Origin of the sequence: Xanthobacter autotrophicus ATCC 700552 (genome assembly GCF_043194565.1) — a bacterium.
Classification (GTDB): Bacteria; Pseudomonadota; Alphaproteobacteria; order Rhizobiales; family Xanthobacteraceae; genus Xanthobacter; species Xanthobacter autotrophicus_F.
This window is the reverse complement of sequence record NZ_JBAFVS010000005.1, coordinates 290,055-309,227: the sequence shown is the minus strand read 5'-3', so window position 1 is coordinate 309,227 and position 19,173 is coordinate 290,055. Positions and strand designations below refer to the sequence as shown.

Below are 19,173 nucleotides of genomic sequence, written 5' to 3'. Positions count from 1 at the left end.
CACCCTTTCCGCGGCCGGCCGGCCTTGTCAGATGGAGAGGCCCCAGCCCCCTCCCTTCCCTCCCCCGCACGCGGGAGAGGGTCTGACCGATCCCGGCCGCTGGTTCCCCTTCACTCCAGCACGGCGGCCTTCAGCAGGCACACCATGAAGGCGCGGGCGGGGGCGTCGGTACGGTTGCGGATGACGTGGCGGCGATCGCAGCGATAGCGCACCGTCTCGCCTTCCTTCACCGTCTCGATGACGCCGCCCACCTCCACCTCCAGCGTGCCCTTGAGCACGGTGAGGCACTCCACCGCGCCGCGCTGGTGACCGTCGGAATCCAGCTCCCCGCCGGGGGCGGCGTCCATATCGTAATATTGCAGCCACTCCACCGTCTTGATCCAGCCGATGATGGAGAGCCGCACCAGCCCGTCCTCGGACAACAGGATGGGGGTGTCGGCGCGCGACAGCTTCTCCACGAAGGGGGCGTCGTCGGAGGAGGCGAGCACCCGCTCCACCGTCATGTCCAGCGCCTGCGACAGGCGCCACACGGTGGCCAGCGTCGGGTTGGTCTCGTTGCGCTCGATCTGGCTGATGATGGATTTCGCCACGCCCGACTGTTCGGCAAGTTCGGACAAGGACAGGTTGTAGGCCTTGCGCAGGCGCTGGATGGTCTTGCCGAGCTGGCCGGTGATGACCTGCGCCCCGGTTTCAAGGGTGTTCCCGCGCTCCTTGACTGCCATGCCTCGCGATCCTTCATTCCGAACGAACGTTCGCTGCGGCGGACGATACTCAGCAATGACGCGCGAGGGAAGCGGTGGCGGCACGGAAATGGGGGCGCGGGGCGGGCGGGCGCTCATTTCCCCCACAGCTCGAAGAAATGATGCACCGGGCCATGGCCCGAGCCGATGCTGAGGTCGTCCGCCGCGGCGATGGCGCCGGAGATATAGGCCTTGGCCCGGCCCACGGCGGTCTTCAGGTCCGATCCGCCCGCCAGCCCCGCAGTGATGGCGGAGGACAGGGTGCAGCCGGTGCCGTGGGTGTTGCGCGAGGGATGGCGGCGGGCGGCAAAGCGCGTCACCTCGCCGGGGGTGACGAGCAGATCCACGCTCTCGGGGCCGGAGCCGTGGCCGCCCTTCATCAGCACCGCGCCGGCGCCGAGGGCCAGCAGCGCCTGGCCCTGCCGGCGCATGTCGTCCTCGGTCTGCGCCACCGGCACGCCCAGCAGCTCCGCCGCCTCCGGCAGGTTGGGGGTGATGAGGTGGGCAAGCGGGATGAGCACGGCTTTGAGGTCCGCCAGCGAATCATCGGTGAGCAGGCGCGCGCCGGAGGCCGCCACCATCACCGGATCGAGCACCACCGGGCCGGCGCCGTGGCGGGTGAGCCCGTCCGCCACCGTGCGGATGGCGCCGGGACGCGAGAGCATGCCGATCTTCACCGCGTTCACGTCGAGGTCGCAGAACACCGCGTCCATCTGCGCGGCGATGAAGGCGTCGGGCACGTCGTGGATGGCGGTGACGCCAAGCGTGTTCTGGGCGGTGAGCGCGGTGATGACGCTGGCGCCGTAGACGCCCAGCGCGGAGAAGGTCTTGAGGTCCGCCTGGATGCCGGCGCCGCCGCTGGAATCCGAGCCGGCGATGGTGAGGGCGATGGGGACCTTCCGCGACATGGACCTGCCTTGCTCCGCGCTTGGGATAAAGGAGTGCGCGGCCACCCTTGCCAGTCCCGGCGGTTTTGTCCACCTTGGCGCCGCCGGTCCTGGCCCCTTGCGACCTTGGGGCCGGGCGTGTCGATACCGCTCCAGCGGAGTTCAGCCGTGGTTCCCTTCTTCGTCCAGATCAAGTGCCAGCTCGGAAAGTCCTACGAGGTGGCCGACGCCATCGCCAATGCGGAGATCGCTTCCGAGATCTATTCCACGGCGGGCGAGTTCGATCTTCTGATCAAGTTCTACGTGGACGAGGGCACGGACATCGGCCACTTCGTGAACCAGAAGGTGCAGATTTTCCCCGGCATCCAGGACACCCGCACCATCATCACCTTCAAGGCGTTCTGAGGGAGCCTCGTGTCCCGGCCGACTGGAACGCAGCGTAGCGCAGTGGAAGGAGAGCCGGGATCCAGCGCAAGGAACCGCCGCAGGCGCTTCCTGACCCAACCGTCCCTTGGTTTTGCCTGCTCACGCAGGAGACCTGCGCTGGACCCCGGCTCGGCGCTCCCGCTGCGCGGTCGCTGGGCCGGGGAACGGGCGTCACTTCTCCGTCTCGGTGAGCCCGCGCACGAACAATCGTTGCAGCGCCGCGATCACCAGCACCGGCGGCACCAGGGCCAGGATGGCGGTGGCCATCACCAGGTGCCACACCGGGTCCGCCTCCGCCGCCGCGCCCACGAGCCGGCGGATGCCCATGACCACGGTGAAATAGCCTGCATCCGTCGTCACCAGCAGCGGCCACAGATACTGGTTCCAGCCGTAGAGGAACAGGATCACGAACAGGGCCGCGATATTGGTGCGCGAGAGCGGCAGAAGGATCGACCAGAAAAAGCGGAGCGGGCCGGCGCCGTCGATCAAGGCGGCTTCCGTCAGCTCGTCCGGAATGGTCATGAACACCTGCCGGAACAGGAAGGTGGCCGTGGCACTGGCGATCAGCGGTACGGTGAGGCCGGCGTAGGAATTGAGCAGATCGAGCCGCGCCGCCACCTCGAAGGTGGGCAATATGCGCACCTCCACCGGCAGCATCAGCGTCATGAAGATGAGCCAGAACGCCGGCACCCGCAGCGGAAAGCGGAAATAGCAGATGGCGAAGGCGGACAGGATGGAGATGGAGATCTTCCCCGCCGCGATCACCACCGCCACCACCAGCGAGTTCCACAGCATGGGCCCCACCGGCGGGATGCCCGAGGTGGAGGAGCCGGCGGTGAGCGCGAGGCGGTAATTTTCCACCAGATGCGGGCCGGGCAAAAGGCCCACGCGGCCGGAGAGGAAATCGGCCCCCGCATAAGTGGAGGCCACGAACGCCACATAGAGCGGCAGCATCATCACCGCCGCCCCGGCGATGAGCACCAGATGGGCGAACAGAAGGGCGAGGCGCGAGGTGCCGGCCATCAATAGCTCACCTTGCGCTCGATATGGCGGAACTGGAGCGCGGTCAGCGCCACCACGATCACCAGCAGCACCACCGACTGGGCCGACGAGCCGCCGAGGTCCAGCCCCTCGAAGCCGTCGCGGAACACCTTGTAGACCAGGATGGTGGTGGCCCGCCCCGGGCCGCCGCCGGTGGTGGCGTGGATGATGCCGAAAGTGTCGAAGAAGGCGTAGGTGAGGTTCACCACCAGCAGGAAGAAGGTGGTGGGCGCCAGAAGCGGCAGCACGATGTGGCGGAAGCGCTGGAACGGTCCCGCGCCGTCCAGCGCCGCCGCCTCCAGCGCGCCCTGGGGGATGGCGCGCAGGCCGGCATAGAAGAACAGGAAATTATAGCTCACCTGCTTCCACGCGGCGGCAAGGATGACGAGGGTGAGCGCCTGTCCGCCGTCGAGCACGTGGTTCCACCCGATGCCCATGGCGCGCAGGGCGTGGGCGACCATGCCCACCGACGGGTCGAACATGAACAGCCACAGCACCCCCGCCACCGCCGGCGCCACCGCATAGGGCCACACCAGCAGCACCTGATAGAGCCCGGCCGCCTTGCCCAGCGCATCCGCCGACGCCGCGAACGCGAGGCCGAGGCCCATGGCCAGCGCGGTGACGCAGAAGGCGAACAGGAAGGACACGCCCACCGCCTCCAGATAGGCCGGATCGCGCAGCAGGGCGGCGAAATTGCCGAGCCCCACAAATGTGCTGCCGAGCCCGAACGCATCCTGCGCGAACAGGGACGAGACCAGCGCCTCCCCCGCCGGCCACACGAAGAAGACGAGCGTCACCGCCACCTGCGGCAACAGCAGCAGATAGGGCGTGATCTTTCCGGGGAAGGTGACGCGCTTGGCCTGCATGGGTTAGCGCGCCGTCCTTGTGAGTTCCCCGGCCCAGCGACAGCGTAGCTGGAGCGCCGAGCCGGGGGACAGCGCAAAGCTCCTGCGCAGCAGGCCGGAACCTGCCATCGCCGGGCCAGGAAGCGCCTGCGGCGGAGTCCTTGCGCTGGGTCCCGGCTCTCCTTCCGCTTGCGCTCCAGTCGGCCGGGACACGAGGACAGAGCCCCTCACGGATTGGCCTTCTCGAACGCCCGCAGCTGCTCGTTGCCGCGGGCCTCGGCGGCGGCAAGGGCGGCCTGCGCGCTCTTCTGGCCGGCCAGCGTCGCCTCCAGCTCCTCCTCGATCACGTCGCGGATCTGCAGGAAGTTGCCGAAGCGCAGGCCCTTGGAATTGGCGGTGGGCGCCTTCAGCGTCATTTGGCGGATGGAGACATCGGTGCCCGGGTTCTTCTCATAGAAGCCCTGGGTGCGGGAGAGGTCGTAGGCGGCCTGGGTGATGGGCAGGTAGCCCGTGTTCTGGTGCCACCACGCCTGCACCTCGGGCCGCGACAGATAGCCGAAGAACTTGGCCACCCCCTTGTACTCGGCTTCCGGCCGGCCGGTGAGCACCCACAATGTGGCGCCGCCGATGATGGAGTTCTGCGGCGCGCCGGGCACGTCGGGCCAATAGGGCATCATGCCGTAGCCCAACTCGAACTTGGAATTGGCGAGGATGCCCGCCCGCGCCGCCGACGAGCCGATGCTCATGGCGCATTCGCCGGAGAAGAATTTCGGGTCCGCCTTCGACTGCCGGCCGCCATAATCGAAGATCTTCGTCTTCTGCCACCGCGCGAGGGCCTCCCAGTGCTTCTGCGTCAGCGGGTTGGCGATGGTGAGGCGGGTTCCTGTGCCGCCCAGCCCGTTCTCCAGCGTGCCCACGGGCACATTGTGCCAGGCGGAGAGGTTCTCAAGGTTCACCCAGCTCGGCCACTGGGTGGTGAAGCCGCACGGAACCCCCGCCGCCTGCACCTTCAGCGCCGCCGCCTCCATCTCGGGCCAGGTCTTCGGCGGCGTTTCCGGGTCAAGGCCGGCTTTGCGGAACAGGTCCTTGTTCACATAGAGGATGGGCGTGGAGGAATTGAACGGGAACGACAGCATGTTGCCGGCGGTGTCGGTGTAATAGCCGGTGACCGCCGGCAGGTAGGCCTTGGGGTCGAACGGCTCGCCGGCATCCGCCATCAGCTTGTAGGTGGGATAGATGGCGCCCTTGGCGCTCATCATGGTGGCGGTGCCCACCTCGAACACCTGCACGATGGCCGGATGCTGCTTGGCGCGGAAGGCGGCGATGGCGCCGGTCATGGTCTCGGGATAGGTGCCCTTGTAGACCGGCACGATCTTGTACGCGCCCTGGGTGGCGTTGAAATCGGCCGCGACCTTTTCCAGCTTCTCCCCCAGCGGGCCGGACATGGCGTGCCACCACTGGATCTGGGTCTGCGCCGCCGCCGGCTGGGCGAGGGCGGTGAGGAGGGCGGAACCGAGCAACGCCTTGAGCGCGCCGCGTCGAGACGAATGGACCATGCGAACCTCCATGGAAAGCGGCGGCGCCGTGCGGCCCGCGTCAGATCCGGATGGATGAAGTCGTAGCGTTACCATTCCATGACAGGCGGCGATCACAGGCTGCGACCAGACCGCCCCCATCCTGCCGCAGGGCAGGCCCCGGACGCCAGAGGTGGGGGATTTTGGTCGGCAGGCGAGAGTGGAGTCCCGGTTTGAAAGTCTGCTGTCTCGACCGGGCCCCCGGGTACCCTCTCCCGCGTGCGGGGGAGGGGGGCAAGACCGGGCTTTGCTTCAAGTTGAGCCCCCCCGCGCGTGCCGGGATTTGCCGGCTCGCAGGCGCTGGGCTATGGAAAGCGGGCGGAGAGGACGTGAAAGCGTCGCGGATCAGGGCGGAATCGGATGAGTTTGGCTTATCGGGCCGACGTGGACGGCTTGCGTGCGGTTGCGGTGGGAAGTGTCGTTCTGTACCACAGCCACATTCCGCCGTTTACCGGCGGCTATATCGGCGTTGACGTCTTCTTCGTCGTTTCCGGTTTTTTGATTACTTCGATACTTTATCGGGAAATCAAGTCTGGTTCGTTTTCACTGCTGGATTTCTATGACCGCCGCATCCGGCGCATCTTTCCCGCCCTGTTCCTGGTGCTGGCGGTGACGACGCTGCTCGCCGCGCACATCCTTCTGCCAAGGCAGATGGTGCTGTACGCCAAGTCGCTGCCGCCATCTGCGCTATTCTACGCCAACATCTATTTCGAGCAGACGCTCAATTATTTCGGGCCGAAGGCCAACGATACGCCGCTGCTGCACCTGTGGTCGCTGGCGGTGGAGGAGCAGTTCTACATCGTCTTCCCGCTGCTGCTGTTCGCCCTGCTGCGGTTCGGCGGGCGGACGCTGGCGGTGGCCGCCATCGCGGTGATTTCGGTGGCCTCGCTGGTCTATGCGCAGTTCGCGTTGAGCGATGCGCCCTCCATGGCGTTCTACATGCCCATGAGCCGGGCCTGGGAGCTGATGGCGGGGTCGATGCTCGCCCTCGTGGCGTGGCCGCGGGTGGCGCCGAAAGTGGCGGCATGGGTGGCGCTGGCGGGCATGGCCGCGATCATCGTGCCGGTCTTCGCCTATAATTACCTCACCCCGTTCCCCGGCCTTGCCGCCGCGCCCGCCGTGCTCGGCGCGGTGGCGGTGATCTGGGCCGGGGCCTGCGCGCCGGAGGGCGTGGTCTCGCGGGTGCTGAGCCTGCCCGGCTTCGTCACCATGGGCCGCATGTCCTATTCGCTCTATCTGTGGCACTGGCCGCTGCTGGTGCTCGGGCTGGTCTGGAAGGGGCGCGCGCTCACCTATTTCGAATCGGGTGGCGTGGTCCTGTTCGCGGTGCTGCTGTCGGCGCTGTCGCTGAAATATGTGGAAACGCCCCTGCGCCGGCCGCAGGCGCTGGGGGGCAACCGTGCGGCGCGGTTCGGCGCGGGCGCGGCCGCGATCCTGGTGGCGGTGGGGATTTCCGCCGGCATCGCCCAGGCGGGGCGGGGCTTCTGGCCCATCTCCCCGCGCGGCGCCGCGGCGGAGTCGGCCGCCGACGACCAGAGCCGGTCGCAGAAGAACTGCAACAACATGCCGGAAGGCTGGCGTCCCCGGGACCTCGCGCCCATCGTCGACTGCGCCCGGGGCTCCAAGGCCGCCGAGGGGCGCTACGACGCCGTGGTGTGGGGCGATTCCCATTCCGGCGCCGCCTTCATCGGCTTCGCCGAGGAGCTGGAGCGCCTGGGCCTGACCACGCGCATGATGACCATGCCCGGCTGCCCGCCGCTGCTCAGCGCTGCCCGGTCCAGGGGCATTGGCCCGCCGGGCGCCTGCAATGCCTTCAACGAGACCGTGCTGGAGGAGATCCGGCAGGTGAAGCCCAAGCTGGTGATTCTGGTGGCCCGCTGGTCCCTGGTCACGCGCGGGCCGGCGCTGAATGCCGCCCTCATGCGGGGCCGCGGCGGCGAGCCGCCGGAGGTCGAGCAACTCTTCAAGTCACTGCTCGAAGGGCTCGACACCACCATCGAGGCCGTGACCGCCTTGGGCGCGCGGGTGCTGCTGGTGGGGCAGGCGCCGGAATATCGCTATGCCCCGAACCACTGCTTCGCGTGGAAGGAATTCTATGGCGGCGATTCGAACGCCTGCCTGTCCCAGTCGCGGGCCGATGCGTTCTTCTACCTCGCCGATGGCAACGCTTTGCTGGAGCGGGCCGCGGCACGGCATCCGGGCACGGACGTGTTCCTTTTATCCGACGTGTTCTGCGACAAGAACCGCTGCCGCGCCAGCGAGGGGGATGATTTCTTCTACGTGGACGGCGACCACCTCTCGGCCACCGGCGCGCGGGTGTTCAGCATCGACGCGCGACTGCGCTCCATTCTGACGGCGGCCCTGGCGGGTGCCGTCCGCCCCGGCGCGAACGCGCAGTAGGGGCGGGCGGCACGTCTCGAGCCGTCGCCCTCCGGCTTGACCGGAGGGTCCATCTCGCCGCTTTCCAAGCCCCCGCCGCCTTGTCCCGGCGGGGCCATGGGCCGTCCGGTCAAGCCGGACGGCGACGGTGTGTGAGCGCCTCAAGCGCGGCCGGGTGCGGTGCGAACCCTTCCCCGCAAGCGGGAGAGGGGGTTACGCCCTGCCGATTTGCCCGCTCTGAGAGGCTGGGCTATGGAAAGCGAGCGGCGAGACGTGAAAGCGTCACGGATCAGGGCGGTAAAATATGGGTTTGGCTTACCGGGCCGACGTGGACGGCCTGCGGGCGCTTGCGATCGTGCCCGTCGTGTTGTTCCACATCCACCTGTCGGCCTTCCCGGGCGGCTATGTGGGCGTCGATATCTTCTTCGTGATATCGGGCTACCTCATCACGGCCATCCTGTTCCGGGATATGAAGGCCGGCCGCTTCAGCCTGCTCGACTTCTACGACCGCCGCATCCGCCGCATCTTCCCGGCCCTGTTCGTGGTGCTCGTCGCCACCACGCTGGCGGCCGTCTTCATCATGGTGCCGTCGGACCTGCTGCTCTATGCACGCAGCCTCAGGGCCACCACCCTGTTCTTCTCGAACATCTATTTTTCGAAGAATCTCAACTATTTCCAGCCTGAGGCCGATCTCAATCCGCTGCTGCACACCTGGTCGCTGGCGGTGGAGGAGCAGTTCTACATCGTCTTCCCGCTCATCCTGTTCGCGCTGATCCGCTGGGTGCGGCCGAGCCTGTTGCGGCCCATCATCCTCGTGCTGATCGTGGCGTCGCTGGCCCATGCCGAGATCCGGCTGTCGCGCAATCCCATCGAGAGCTTCTTTTCCCTGCCGACGCGGGCGTGGGAATTGCTCATCGGCTCCGCCCTCGCGCTGGGGCTGGTGCCCCTGGTGTCGCCGCGCAAGGGCGCGGTGCTGTCGCTGGCGGGCCTCGTGCTGATCGTATTCGCCATCGCCTTCTACGACCGGCACACCCGCTTTCCCGGCCTCGCGGCGCTGGCGCCGTGCCTGGGGGCCGCGCTTATCCTCCATGGCGGGGCGTCGGGCGCGAAGGGCATGGTGCAGCGCATGCTGGCGTCGCCGGTGCCGGTGTTTTTCGGGCGCATCTCCTATTCGCTCTATCTGTGGCACTGGCCGCTGCTGGTGCTGGTGGGCTACTACCTTGAGCGGCGCCTGTCCCCCACCGAGGGCCTCATGGTCGCGGCCGTGAGCGTGGGCCTGGCCAGCCTGTCCCTGTTCTATGTGGAAGCGCCGTTCCGCAAGGGCCGTTGGGCCGGTGCCAGCCCGTGGGCGCCGGTGTGGGCGGGCGGCGCGGCCATGGCGCTGGTGGTGGCGTTCGCGCTCACCGCAATTGCCCGCGACGGGCGCTTCTGGCCCATGTCCGCCTTCGCCCAGCAGGCCGACGCGCTGGCGCGGGCGCAGGACCCCTACATGTCCTGGTGCAGCGCGCCGCTCAGCGGCCCCATGCGCATGCCGGCCAGGCCCGAGTGCGTGGTGGGCAGACAGGCGGCACCGGCTCCGGGCGCATCGGCCCCGGCCGCCGCACCGGCGTTCGACGTGCTGCTGTGGGGCGATTCCCACGCCAGCGCGCTCATGGCCGGGCTCGGTGAAGCCGCCGCCGCGGCCGACGCCTCCATCCGCCTCGTGATGCTACCGGCCTGCCCGCCGCTCAGCGAGGTGGTGACCCTGCACGACAGCATCAAGGGGCTGGAACGCCAGTGCCCCGCCTTCAACCGGGGCGTGCTGGAACTGATCGCCGAAAAGCGGCCGAAGCTGGTCATCATGGCCGGGCGCTGGTCGCCCTGGACCAGCCTGCAGCCGGGCTTCGCCATCCGCGACGGAAACGGCCATTACCTCTCCGTGGAGGAGGCACGGGCGGCGTTTGCCCGCGGGCTGGCGCGCAGCGTGGATGGCGTGACGCGGCTCGGCATTCCTGTGGTGCTGGTGGGGCAGGTGCCGGAATTCGGCCATTCGCCCCCCCATTGCATCACCCGCGCCGAGTTTTCCGGCGCCGATACCGCCCGCTGCCTCACCCAGGACCGTGCGAAGGTGGTGGCCGGGCTGACCTATTCCAACCAGGTGCTGCTGGATCTCGCGAAAACCAATCCGCTGGTGACCACGGTGCTGCTCTCCGACCGCTTCTGCGGGAATGAGACCTGCCCCGCCATGGAGGGCGGCGCGCTGATCTATCGCGACCCCAACCATCTCAGCGTCGAGGGCTCGCGCGCCGCCGCCGCCTTCATCAATCTGGCCGGTGTGCTGCGGGCGGCGGCCGGGGACCAGCAGGCGGCGGGGCAGGGGACCGGGCAGGCCCCGCCGCCGGCCATGCGCTGATGGAGTTGCGCTGAGGGGTTCGTGGTCCGTCTCGCTCAATCGCCGCGCGGGCTCGATCCTGCAGGCTCAATCCTGGTCGAGCAGGCCGGCGAGCTTGAGGGCCACGCCCTGGGAGCCCTCCACCTTCAGCCGCCCGGTGGAAAACGCCATCAGCGGCCCCATGCGGCCGGTGATGAGCTTGTCCAGCGTGTCGGTGGAGAGTTTCAGCACCGCATCCGCCTCGCCCGAGCCTTCGCCCACCTCCACCGCGCCGCCGGTGGCATCCAGCAGGATGGCTTCGCCGGTGTCGGTCAGGTCGAAGCGCACCTTGTAGCCCAGTTCGGCGAGTGCATCCGAGCGCTCGCGCATGGCTTCGACGAGGGAGGACAGATCGGCCATTCGTGTCACCTCAAAAAAAGCCGCCCCGCAAGCGGGGCGGTGGGAGGAAGTCGTAAGGCGTGCCGGCGGGCGCACCCGCCGGGGAGGAGGCGTCAGAACATGGCCTCGTCGAGGGCCATCATGGACGCCTTTCCGGCCTTGATGGAGCCCCACAGCGCCGCCACGTCCGGCAGCAGCTTCTCCATGAAGAAGCGCGCGGTGGCGATCTTGGCGTCGTAGAAGGCCGCGTCGTCCGGGTTGGAGACGCGCTTCTCGAAGGCCACTTCCGCCATGCGCACCCACATGTAGCCCAGCGCCACCATGCCGAACAGGCGCAGATATTGCGTGGCCGCCGCGCCCGCCTCCTCCGGGTCCTTCAGCCCCTTCTCGGCGATGTGGGCGGTGGCGAGCTGGAGCGCGCCGAACGCCTTTGAGAGCGGGGTGATGAGCGGCCCGAGGTTTTCGTCGTCGAGCTTGGCGTCCATGTAGTTGAGCACGGGATGGAAGAAGGAGCGCAGGTAGCGCCCCATGTGCGCCGGCAGCTTGCGGCCCACCAGATCCAGCGCCTGCACCCCGTTGGTGCCTTCGTAGATCATGGCGATGCGGGCATCGCGCACATATTGCTCCATGCCGTGGTCACGGATGTAGCCGTGCCCGCCATAGACCTGCATGCCCATGGAAGTGGCCTCGAAGCCCAGATCCGTGAACAGCGCCTTCACGATGGGGGTCATCAGCGCGGTGAAGTCCTCCGCTCGCTGGCGCTCCTGCGGGTCCTGCGCATGCTCCATGAGGTCCAGCGCCCGCGCCACCCAGCCGGCCAGCGCCCGGCAGCCCTCGTTGTAGGCGCGCATGGTCATCAGGGTGCGCCGCACGTCCGGGTGCACGATGATGGGGTCGGCCGGCTTGTCGGGATGCTTGGCGCCGGTGAGGGACCGGCCCTGCAGGCGCTCCTTGGCATAGACCACGGCGGCCTGATAGGCGGCCTCGCCGAGGCCGAGGCCCTGGGTGCCCACGGACAGGCGCTCCGAGTTCATCATGGCGAACATGGCGCGCATGCCCTTGTGGGGCTCGCCGACGATCCAGCCGGTGGCCTCGTCGAACGCCATCTGGCAGGTGGACGAGCCGTGAATGCCCATCTTGTGCTCGATGCCGGTGCACAGCACGCCGTTGCGCGGCCCCAGGGCGCCGTCGTCCTTCGGCAGGAACTTGGGCACCAGGAAGAGGGAGATGCCCTTGATGCCCTTGGGCGCGTCCGGCAGGCGGGCGAGCACGAGATGGATGATGTTCTCGCTCATGTCCTGTTCGCCGGCGGAGATGAAGATCTTGGTGCCGGTGATCTTGTAGCTGCCGTCGCCGTTGGGCTCGGCCTTGGTGCGCACGAGGCCGAGGTCGGTGCCGCACTGGGGCTCGGTGAGGCACATGGAGCCGGACCAGGTGCCCTCCACCATCTTCGGCAGGAACCGGTCCTTCAACTCGTCCGAGGCATAGGCCTTCAGCGCCTCATAGGCGCCGTGGGTGAGGCCGGGGCAGATGCCGAAGGCGAGGTTGCCGGAGCAGAGCATCTCCTCCACCAGCTTGTTCAGGCTCGCCGGCAGGCCCTGCCCGCCGTATTTCGGATCGCAGGCGATGCCGTTCCAGCCGCCCTCGCAGAAGGCCTTGTAGGCCTCCTTGAAGCCCTTGGGGGTGCGCACCACGCCATTCTCATAGGTGCAGCCCTCCAGGTCGCCGGACTGGTTGAGGGGCGCGAGCACCTGCGTGACGAATTTTCCCGCCTCTTCCAGCACCGCGTCGATGAGGTCGGGAGTGATCTCCTCCAGGCCCTTGAGGGTGGAAAGCTCCGCGCTGCCATGCAGCTCGTGGAGGACGAAGCGCATGTCGCGCAGCGGGGGGGTATAGACCTGCATGGCGTTTGCTCCCTGATCTATCTGATTTGCATCGCCATGCCGCCAACTCGGGCGCGCGGCGATGACGGACGGCTTGATACGCAAAGCACGGCGCGCGATTTCGAGCCCCGCGTCCCGTTATCCTGCTTTCAGTTCTTCGCCATCATCATAGCGATTATTCTCGGATTATTAATTCCGAGCATTACGATTTTATCGGACGCATAAATAACGTAGCACTCGTCTATTTTCTGGTCGGGTAAGGTGAGCCTCAATCTGAGGCAGCCATCTTCGGTCTCCCAACGTCCGTATCTTGGGATCCGATCTTGCGAGGTGCCCGCGAATTGATGCTTGGCCTCGAACTTCAGCTCGCCATTGGGAAGAAACGTGAAGATTCCACCGCTCAGTGCGGCCACGGTAAAGGCACTGCCGACCACGTATGGCGCTATCTCCTCTGTCCCGATCTTGCGGAACGGAGACGACGACGGCAGTTCCTCCCCGGTCTTGTGTGCCTCGTTGACGAGGGGCAGGGCACGCATGACTTCGGCCCACCGGTCCGTGTCGGTGTCCGCAGCCGCCGGAGCGACCGCGAGACCGACGCCGAGGGACGCGACGCAGACGAAACGGACGAGCCCTGCCACCCGCATTGCTCTATCCCTCAATTCCGCAGCGGCCGCCCGGTTTCCAGAATGTGCTCGATGCGGTCCAGCGTGGCGGTGGTGCGGATCAGCTTCATGAAGCCGTCCCGCTCCAGCTCCAGCACCTTGGCGGCGGGCACCGGCTCCATGTGGTCGGCACTACCGCCCGTGAGCACTTCCGCCAGCACGCCTGACACCACGGTGTCATGCTTCGTCGCCATGCCGCGCTTGGCGAAGCCGGCCACTGCCATGTCCATGGCCGCCTTGCCGGAGGGGCCGGGCAGGAAGAACTCCACGGGCTTGGGCGGGGCATAGCCCTCCACCAGCGCCAGGGCCTTGGCCTTGGCGTCGGCGAGCAGCCGGTCGCGGTTCATGGTGATGCCGTCACCCTCGCGCAGGAATTTCAGCTCCTTGGCCTCGGCGGCGGATTTCGCCACCGTGGCGGTGGAGACCGTCTCGAACACCTTGGAGGGCGCCGGCATGGGTCCCTTGGGGAACTTGGGGTCGGTGGCCCAGCGCTCCAGCATGGCGGTGCAGCCGCCCCAGGCGGGCAGCACCCCCACGCCGCATTCCACGAGGCCGATATAGCTCTCCGCATGGGCCTGCACGGCGCTGGCGTGGAGCAGGATCTCGCACCCGCCGCCCAGCGCCATGCCGGATGGCGCGGCGACCACGGGGAAGGGGGCGTATTTCATGTCCTGGTAGGTCTTCTGGCCGGCGGCCACCAGCTTCTCCACCTCACCGAAGGCGCCGATGTTGCAGGCAAACAGCGCAAGGCCCAGATTGGCACCCACCGAGAAGTTCGAGCCCTCGTTATAGATGACGAGCGCCTTGTACTTCTCCTTCGTGAGCTTCAGCGCCTTGCCGAGCAAGGTGATGATGCCCTCATCCAGCGAATTGCCCTTGGAGGTGAATTCCAGGCACACCACTCCGTCGCCGATATCCCACAAAGCGGCGGAGCCGTTCTTGATCAGCGGCTGCGATTTCAGCTTGATGTCGGCGAGCAGCAGCACGCCGTCCGGGCGCACGATGTCGCGATAGCTGCCGTCGAGGGCGAGATACTGCCGCGTGCCGTTCTCCACCCGGTAGAAGGGCCGGTCTGCCGCCAGCGCCAGCAGGGCCGGGACTTCCTCGCTATCGGCGCTCAGCAGGCTCGCCAGGCGGGCGGCGCCGATGGTGTCGATCAGCTCGAACGGGCCGAATTTCCAGTTGTATCCCAGGCGCATGGCATCATCGATGGCGACGATGTCGTCCGCCGCCTCGGGCACGAGGCGCGCCGCATAGGCCAAGGTCTTCGCCATGACCGAGCGGGCATAGCGCCCCGCCGTGCCGGGCGCGGAGAGGAGCGCGAAGATGTCCTTGCCACCGCCGTCTTCCAGCTCCGGCACGCTCGCCTTTTCCTGCGGGCGATAGGCGCCGGTTGAAAGATCAATGGCTTCCTTCGCCTTGCCGCCGTTCTCGCGGTTGAGCCGGTAGAAGCCGCCCTTGCCCTTGCGGCCGGTATAGCCGGTCTCGATCATCTTCGAGATCAGCGGTTCGTCGCGCAGGGTGGCGTGGAACGGGTCGGACACCGGCAGGGCGCGCTTCAGGGAGCCCTGCACGTGGGGCATGAGGTCGAGGCCCACGAGGTCGAGCAGGCCGAACACGCCGGTCTTGGGAAAGCCGAAAGGCCGGCCCATCACCGCATCCGCCTCCTCCACCTTGAGGCCCAGCCGGAAGGCCTCGCCCACCGCCAGCTGCAGCCAGTAGGTGCCGAGCCGGTTGGCGATGAAGCCGGGGGTGTCCTTGCAGGTGACCACCGTCTTGCCCAGCTTCACGTCGGCGAAGCGGGCGACGGCGGCGACGGTGGCCGGATCGGTGTCGGCGCCGGCCACAATCTCCAGCAGCCGCATGTAGCGCGGCGGGTTGAAGAAGTGGGTGATGAGGAAGTCGCGCTTGAAGCTCTCCGGCAGACCGGCGGTGAGATCGGCGAGCGGGATGGTGGAGGTGTTGGACGACACCGCCGAGCCGGGGCGGCGGGCGGCCTCGATCTTGGCGTAGAGCGCCTGCTTGATGTCCAGCCGCTCGATCACCGCCTCCACGATCCAGTCGCAGGAGGCAAGATCGGCGAGGTTGTCCTCGATATTGCCGGTGGTCACGAGCTTGGCGGCGCGCTTCGACATGAAGGCGGCGGGATCGGCCTTCAGCAGCTTCTCCACCGCCTTTTCGGCGATGGCATTGCGGTTGGCGGCGCCCTCCGGGACGATATCGAGGAGCAATACCTCAATACCAGCATTGGCCACATGGGCGGCGATGCCCGCGCCCATGACGCCGGCGCCGATGACGGCCACCTTCTTGATGTCGAAGGCGCCGAAGCCGGCGAAGGTCTTGCTATCGGTTTCGCTGTTCATGACGCGCCCCCTCAGACGCGTTCGAGCACGGTGGCGATGCCCTGTCCGCCGCCGATGCATTGGGTGGCCAGCGCGTATTTGCCGCCCTCCCGCTTCAGCAACGACGCGGCTTTGCCGACGATGCGCGCGCCGGTGGCCCCCAGCGGGTGGCCCAGCGCGATGGCGCCGCCGTCGATGTTGAGGGTCTCGTCACGGACGCCGAGTTCGCGTTGGCAGGCAAGGGCCTGGGAGGCGAAGGCCTCGTTCAGCTCGACCACGTCGATCTGCGAGATGTCGATGCCGGCGCGGGTCAGCGCCTTCTTCGTCGCCGCCACCGGTCCGATGCCCATGATCTCCGGCGCGCAGCCAGCAACCGCAACGCTTTTCAGCCGGGCGAGGGGCTCAAGGCCATGCTTGAGCGCATAGTCCTCCGAGCACACCAGCACGGCGGACGCGCCATCGGTGAGGGGGGAGGAGGTGCCGGCGGTGACGGTGCCGTGCTCGTCGAAGGCGGGCTTGAGGCCGGCCAGCTGCTCGGCCGTGGCGTCGCGGCGGATGCAGCCGTCCTGGGTCGCGCTTTTACCGTTGATGCGGATGGAAACGATCTCGTCGGCGAACTTGCCGGCGGCCTCGGCAGCGGTCGCTTTCGCGTGGCTTTTCAAGGCGAAAGCGTCCTGGTCGGCGCGGGTGATCTGCCACTTGGCGGCGACGTTCTCCGCCGTCTCGCCCATGCCCATATAGGCCTGCGGGAGCTTGGCGTAGAGCGCCGGATTGGGCATGGGGTTGAAGCCGGTCATGGGCACGCGGCTCATGCTCTCGATGCCGGCGCAGATGAAGACCTCGCCGGCGCCAAGCTGGATCTGCCCTGCCGCCATGTGCACCGATTGCATGGACGAGCCGCAGAAGCGGTTGACGGTCGCGCCGGCAACGCTGTCCGGCAGCCCGGCGATCATGCCAATGAGGCGGGCGATGTTAAAGCCTTGCTCCGCCTCGGGAAAGGCGCAGCCGACAATGAGGTCCTCGATGTCGTCGACCTTGACCCCGGTGCGGGCCACCAGCTCGGCCACCACCTGTGCGGCAAGGTCATCCGGGCGCACGCGCGCCAGTTCGCCCTTCTTGGCAAGGGCGAAGGGCGAGCGGGCGTACCCCGCAATCACAACGTTTTGCATGGGTTCTCCTGCCTGATGTCTTGTTGGTCCGCGCCATGAGCACGGTCCGGTCAGGTTGGTTCACCTGGCCAGACGCGGTCGCAGCGCGGGGCCGAATGGGGATTCGGTCAACCGGCGGCCTTCTTGTGGGCCGCCTCCTGTTCGAGGGCGGACAGGGTCTGCTCCTCGATTTCCTTCAGCTCGACGATGCTTTCCTCGAGCGCAAGACGCTGGTCTTCCAGCATTTCGAGACGGACCTGCACCTTCTTGAGAAGCAGGCGCATCTGTTCCGCCTGGCTCGGGTCCATGTCGTAGAGATCAAGGTATTCCTTGATCTCGCGCAGGGAGAAGCCGAGCCGCTTGCCGCGCAGGATGAGGACCATCCGCGCCCGGTCGCGCTTGGTGTACACGCGCATGGTGCCGGCGCGGCGCGGGGTGATGAGGGCCTTGTCCTCGTAAAACCGGATCGTGCGCGGGGTTACGGACAGGTCCCGAGCCAGCTCGGTGACCGTGAAGAATGTGTCCGTCAGGGCGCTCCCGGCGCCGCGCTTGCCTGTGGATGCCACGGCCTCACCTATACGTCATCTATCCGCCCCGAAGATACATGCTTTGACCTCCGGCGCAAGACCCGTTGCGGCAAGATTTCATCGCGATTGCGTCATCGCCAAATCGGGCGCGGAGCACGGGCGCCAAGTCGGGCGCGGAGCAAGGCAGGGCGGGCTGAAGGCTTGCCGAACCGTGAGCTTTCGATCTTAAATTGCAGATGACCCGACGCACGCTTCCCTCCGTGCGTCCGGGGGCGGTCGGGGCGGCCAACTGTGGCGTATTTGCAACGAGTCTTGCTTTCCCTTGCGTTCGTCGTCCGGGTTAAAACGAACCCAGTTGACGCAGATATTCGTTTAGGCATGCTACATGACGTATAGGGCATCGAAAAAACCAATACTGCACTGCAATGTGCCGAGCCCAGAGGAAACTGTCTCAAGAGGGGATAACCCAATGACGATGCGCGACTGGGCCGTGCGGGCGGCTCGAGTGCTTGTTCTTCCCATGGCTGCCGGCGTAGCCGGGCAGGCGCATGCCGGCGGCTTCGGCCTGCGCGAGCAGAGTTCCTATTACCAGGGCACGGCTTTTGCGGGCACCGCGGCGGGCGGCGAGGGGCTCGCCTCCATGTTCTGGAATCCGGCTGCCATCAGCTTCTCGCCCGGCCTCAGCGTGGAAGGCAATGTCACCTACATTGCGCCCCACGCCGCCTTCGACATCTATTCCGCCACCGCCCCCCTCACCGGGGCCTCGCTGGGAACGACCGGCGTCAGCGACATCGTAGGCAATGGCGTGCTGCCCACCACCTTCATCTCATATGCCTGGGAGAAGTGGGCCGTGGGCTTCGCGGTCACCTCCCCCTTCGGCCTCGTGACCGACGCGCCCTGCGGCTATTCGGGCCGGTATTACGGTTGCTATAACCGTATCTTCGACATGAATGTTCAGGCTTCCGTGGCCTACAAGGTCACCGAGTGGCTGACCCTCGGCGGCGGGCTGAATGTCAATTACATCGATGCCAAGCTGACAAATGCGCAGTTCGCCGGCTTTACGCCCCCCGCAAATAATCTCTACGCGGAGTTGAATGGGGACGACCTCGGCATCGGCTTCAATCTCGGCGCTTTGTTCACGCTGGTGCCAGGGACGACGCTCGGCATCGGCTATAAATCCTCGATCGGCCAGAACCTGTCCGGCACCCTCGACCTGTCGGTTGCCAACGTCACCACGGTCAATCAGATGTACGTCAATGCGGGGCTTACCCTGCCGGATCAGGTGACGGCCTCGTTCCGCTCGCAGCTGACGCCGCAATGGACCGTGCTCGGCACGGTGGAATGGACCAACTGGTCCACGGTCCAGGAACTTGTGGTGACGTCGCGCTCGATCCCGGTGAGCACGCTCGACCTCAGGTGGAACGACGGCTGGTTCTTCTCCGGCGGCGTCGAATACCAGTGGGATCCCAAGCTCGCGCTCCGGGCCGGCATCGCCTACGAGCTGACCCCGGTGCCGGACGAGACGCGCTCGCCGCGCCTTCCCGATACCAACCGGCTGTGGCTGTCGGGGGGCGTCACCTACAATTTCACCCCGCAATTCTCCGTGGACCTCGCCTATACCCACATCTTCGGCGAAGACAGCCCCATCGCGCTCGACGCATCCGATACCGGGAACGCGCTGCGCGGCTCGCTGGTGGGCGAGGTGAACGATGGCTATGTGGACATCGTTTCGGTGGGCCTGCGCTACAAGTTCGGTGCTCCGGTCACCGCCGCGCTGATCACGAAGTGAACCCCCATCCGGTCATCCGCGTGATGGCGGGTGGCCGGAATCCGCCGCCGGACGCGTGGCATTTATCGTGATCCGGGCGCAATCGGGTCAGATACTGCCTCACGTAACGTGATGGGCGGGAGCATTCCGCGGCCGTGCGCGTTGCGAAATTGCTACAAGCCTCTGATTTATGGTATTTTTC

The 19,173-nt window shown here is 67.0% G+C and carries 15 protein-coding genes; 4 read left to right on the top strand and 11 right to left on the bottom strand.

All coding sequences use genetic code 11. The annotated features are described in order from the left end of the window. Positions 1-110 precede the first annotated feature (110 nt). Positions 111-722, bottom strand: coding sequence for a helix-turn-helix domain-containing protein (locus tag V5F48_RS08055; RefSeq protein ID WP_394108817.1), 612 nt, complete (start codon positions 720-722; stop codon positions 111-113). 113 nt (positions 723-835) lie between these two features. Next, entirely contained in the window at positions 836-1,648 is an 813-nt protein-coding gene (gene thiD, locus V5F48_RS08050; protein ID WP_394258275.1) for a bifunctional hydroxymethylpyrimidine kinase/phosphomethylpyrimidine kinase, read from the bottom strand. 147 nt (positions 1,649-1,795) lie between these two features. On the opposite strand from thiD, the gene V5F48_RS08045 reads away from it, so the two are divergent. Next, on the top strand, positions 1,796-2,032 hold the full coding sequence (locus V5F48_RS08045) for an Lrp/AsnC ligand binding domain-containing protein (protein ID WP_394108815.1): 237 nt from the start codon (positions 1,796-1,798) through the stop codon (positions 2,030-2,032). A gap of 192 nt (positions 2,033-2,224) precedes the next feature. Here V5F48_RS08045 and ugpE read toward each other — a convergent pair whose 3' ends face one another. From ugpE to ugpB, 3 genes are all read right to left on the bottom strand, one after another. Next, positions 2,225-3,076, bottom strand: a complete 852-nt coding sequence (gene ugpE, locus V5F48_RS08040) for a sn-glycerol-3-phosphate ABC transporter permease UgpE (RefSeq protein ID WP_394258274.1) — start codon at positions 3,074-3,076, stop codon at positions 2,225-2,227. After that, positions 3,076-3,960, bottom strand: coding sequence for a sn-glycerol-3-phosphate ABC transporter permease UgpA (gene ugpA, locus V5F48_RS08035; RefSeq protein ID WP_394258273.1), 885 nt, complete (start codon positions 3,958-3,960; stop codon positions 3,076-3,078). Before ugpA ends, ugpE begins: the two co-directional genes overlap by 1 nt. 206 nt (positions 3,961-4,166) lie before the next feature. After that, complete coding sequence (gene ugpB / locus V5F48_RS08030; RefSeq protein ID WP_394258272.1) at positions 4,167-5,495, bottom strand: sn-glycerol-3-phosphate ABC transporter substrate-binding protein UgpB; 1,329 nt, start codon at positions 5,493-5,495, stop codon at positions 4,167-4,169. 378 nt (positions 5,496-5,873) lie between these two features. On the opposite strand from ugpB, the gene V5F48_RS08025 reads away from it, so the two are divergent. Together V5F48_RS08025 and V5F48_RS08020 are read left to right on the top strand one after the other, a co-directional pair. Continuing rightward, positions 5,874-7,913 (top strand): acyltransferase family protein, encoded by a 2,040-nt coding sequence (locus V5F48_RS08025; RefSeq protein ID WP_394258271.1) that lies wholly within the window; start codon positions 5,874-5,876, stop codon positions 7,911-7,913. Between the two features lie 283 nt (positions 7,914-8,196). Beyond that, on the top strand, positions 8,197-10,284 hold the full coding sequence (locus tag V5F48_RS08020) for an acyltransferase family protein (RefSeq protein ID WP_394258270.1): 2,088 nt from the start codon (positions 8,197-8,199) through the stop codon (positions 10,282-10,284). A 66-nt stretch (positions 10,285-10,350) separates the two neighbouring features. Here the strand turns inward: V5F48_RS08020 and V5F48_RS08015 are convergent, their stop codons facing one another. The 6 genes from V5F48_RS08015 to V5F48_RS07990 all read right to left on the bottom strand — a co-directional run bounded on the left by V5F48_RS08015 (position 10,351) and on the right by V5F48_RS07990 (position 17,242). After that, positions 10,351-10,662: an SCP2 sterol-binding domain-containing protein gene (locus tag V5F48_RS08015; protein ID WP_394258269.1), complete on the bottom strand. Its 312-nt coding sequence runs from the start codon at positions 10,660-10,662 to the stop codon at positions 10,351-10,353. 92 nt (positions 10,663-10,754) lie between these two features. Further along, positions 10,755-12,545, bottom strand: coding sequence for an acyl-CoA dehydrogenase C-terminal domain-containing protein (locus tag V5F48_RS08010; protein WP_394258268.1), 1,791 nt, complete (start codon positions 12,543-12,545; stop codon positions 10,755-10,757). Between the two features lie 128 nt (positions 12,546-12,673). Beyond that, a complete protein-coding gene (locus V5F48_RS08005; RefSeq protein ID WP_394258267.1) occupies positions 12,674-13,168 on the bottom strand; it encodes a hypothetical protein in 495 nt (164 codons plus the stop codon). A gap of 11 nt (positions 13,169-13,179) precedes the next feature. Beyond that, a complete protein-coding gene (locus V5F48_RS08000; RefSeq protein ID WP_394258266.1) occupies positions 13,180-15,549 on the bottom strand; it encodes a 3-hydroxyacyl-CoA dehydrogenase/enoyl-CoA hydratase family protein in 2,370 nt (789 codons plus the stop codon). An 11-nt stretch (positions 15,550-15,560) separates the two neighbouring features. Further along, positions 15,561-16,697 (bottom strand): thiolase family protein, encoded by a 1,137-nt coding sequence (locus tag V5F48_RS07995; protein WP_394258265.1) that lies wholly within the window; start codon positions 16,695-16,697, stop codon positions 15,561-15,563. 107 nt (positions 16,698-16,804) lie between these two features. Then, on the bottom strand, positions 16,805-17,242 hold the full coding sequence (locus V5F48_RS07990; protein WP_282639874.1) for a MerR family transcriptional regulator: 438 nt from the start codon (positions 17,240-17,242) through the stop codon (positions 16,805-16,807). Positions 17,243-17,672: 430 nt separating this feature from the next. Between V5F48_RS07990 and V5F48_RS07985 the strand changes: the two genes are divergently transcribed. Further along, positions 17,673-18,992 (top strand): OmpP1/FadL family transporter, encoded by a 1,320-nt coding sequence (locus V5F48_RS07985; protein WP_394258264.1) that lies wholly within the window; start codon positions 17,673-17,675, stop codon positions 18,990-18,992. Positions 18,993-19,173: the final 181 nt, after the last annotated feature.

Excerpts from the sequence above, each read along its gene's own strand:
- ugpA (WP_394258273.1), bottom strand. The coding sequence starts at position 3,960 with ATGCAGGCCAAGCGCGTCACCTTCCCCGGAAAGATCACGCCCTATCTG.
- V5F48_RS07985 (WP_394258264.1), top strand. The coding sequence starts at position 17,673 with ATGACGATGCGCGACTGGGCCGTGCGGGCGGCTCGAGTGCTTGTTCTT.
- V5F48_RS08005 (WP_394258267.1), bottom strand. The coding sequence starts at position 13,168 with ATGCGGGTGGCAGGGCTCGTCCGTTTCGTCTGCGTCGCGTCCCTCGGC.
- thiD (WP_394258275.1), bottom strand. The coding sequence starts at position 1,648 with ATGTCGCGGAAGGTCCCCATCGCCCTCACCATCGCCGGCTCGGATTCC.
- V5F48_RS08055 (WP_394108817.1), bottom strand. The coding sequence starts at position 722 with ATGGCAGTCAAGGAGCGCGGGAACACCCTTGAAACCGGGGCGCAGGTC.
- V5F48_RS08000 (WP_394258266.1), bottom strand. The coding sequence starts at position 15,549 with ATGAACAGCGAAACCGATAGCAAGACCTTCGCCGGCTTCGGCGCCTTC.
- V5F48_RS07995 (WP_394258265.1), bottom strand. The coding sequence starts at position 16,697 with ATGCAAAACGTTGTGATTGCGGGGTACGCCCGCTCGCCCTTCGCCCTT.
- V5F48_RS08020 (WP_394258270.1), top strand. The coding sequence starts at position 8,197 with ATGGGTTTGGCTTACCGGGCCGACGTGGACGGCCTGCGGGCGCTTGCG.
- ugpB (WP_394258272.1), bottom strand. The coding sequence starts at position 5,495 with ATGGTCCATTCGTCTCGACGCGGCGCGCTCAAGGCGTTGCTCGGTTCC.
- V5F48_RS08010 (WP_394258268.1), bottom strand. The coding sequence starts at position 12,545 with ATGCAGGTCTATACCCCCCCGCTGCGCGACATGCGCTTCGTCCTCCAC.
- V5F48_RS08015 (WP_394258269.1), bottom strand. The coding sequence starts at position 10,662 with ATGGCCGATCTGTCCTCCCTCGTCGAAGCCATGCGCGAGCGCTCGGAT.
- V5F48_RS08025 (WP_394258271.1), top strand. The coding sequence starts at position 5,874 with ATGAGTTTGGCTTATCGGGCCGACGTGGACGGCTTGCGTGCGGTTGCG.
- ugpE (WP_394258274.1), bottom strand. The coding sequence starts at position 3,076 with ATGGCCGGCACCTCGCGCCTCGCCCTTCTGTTCGCCCATCTGGTGCTC.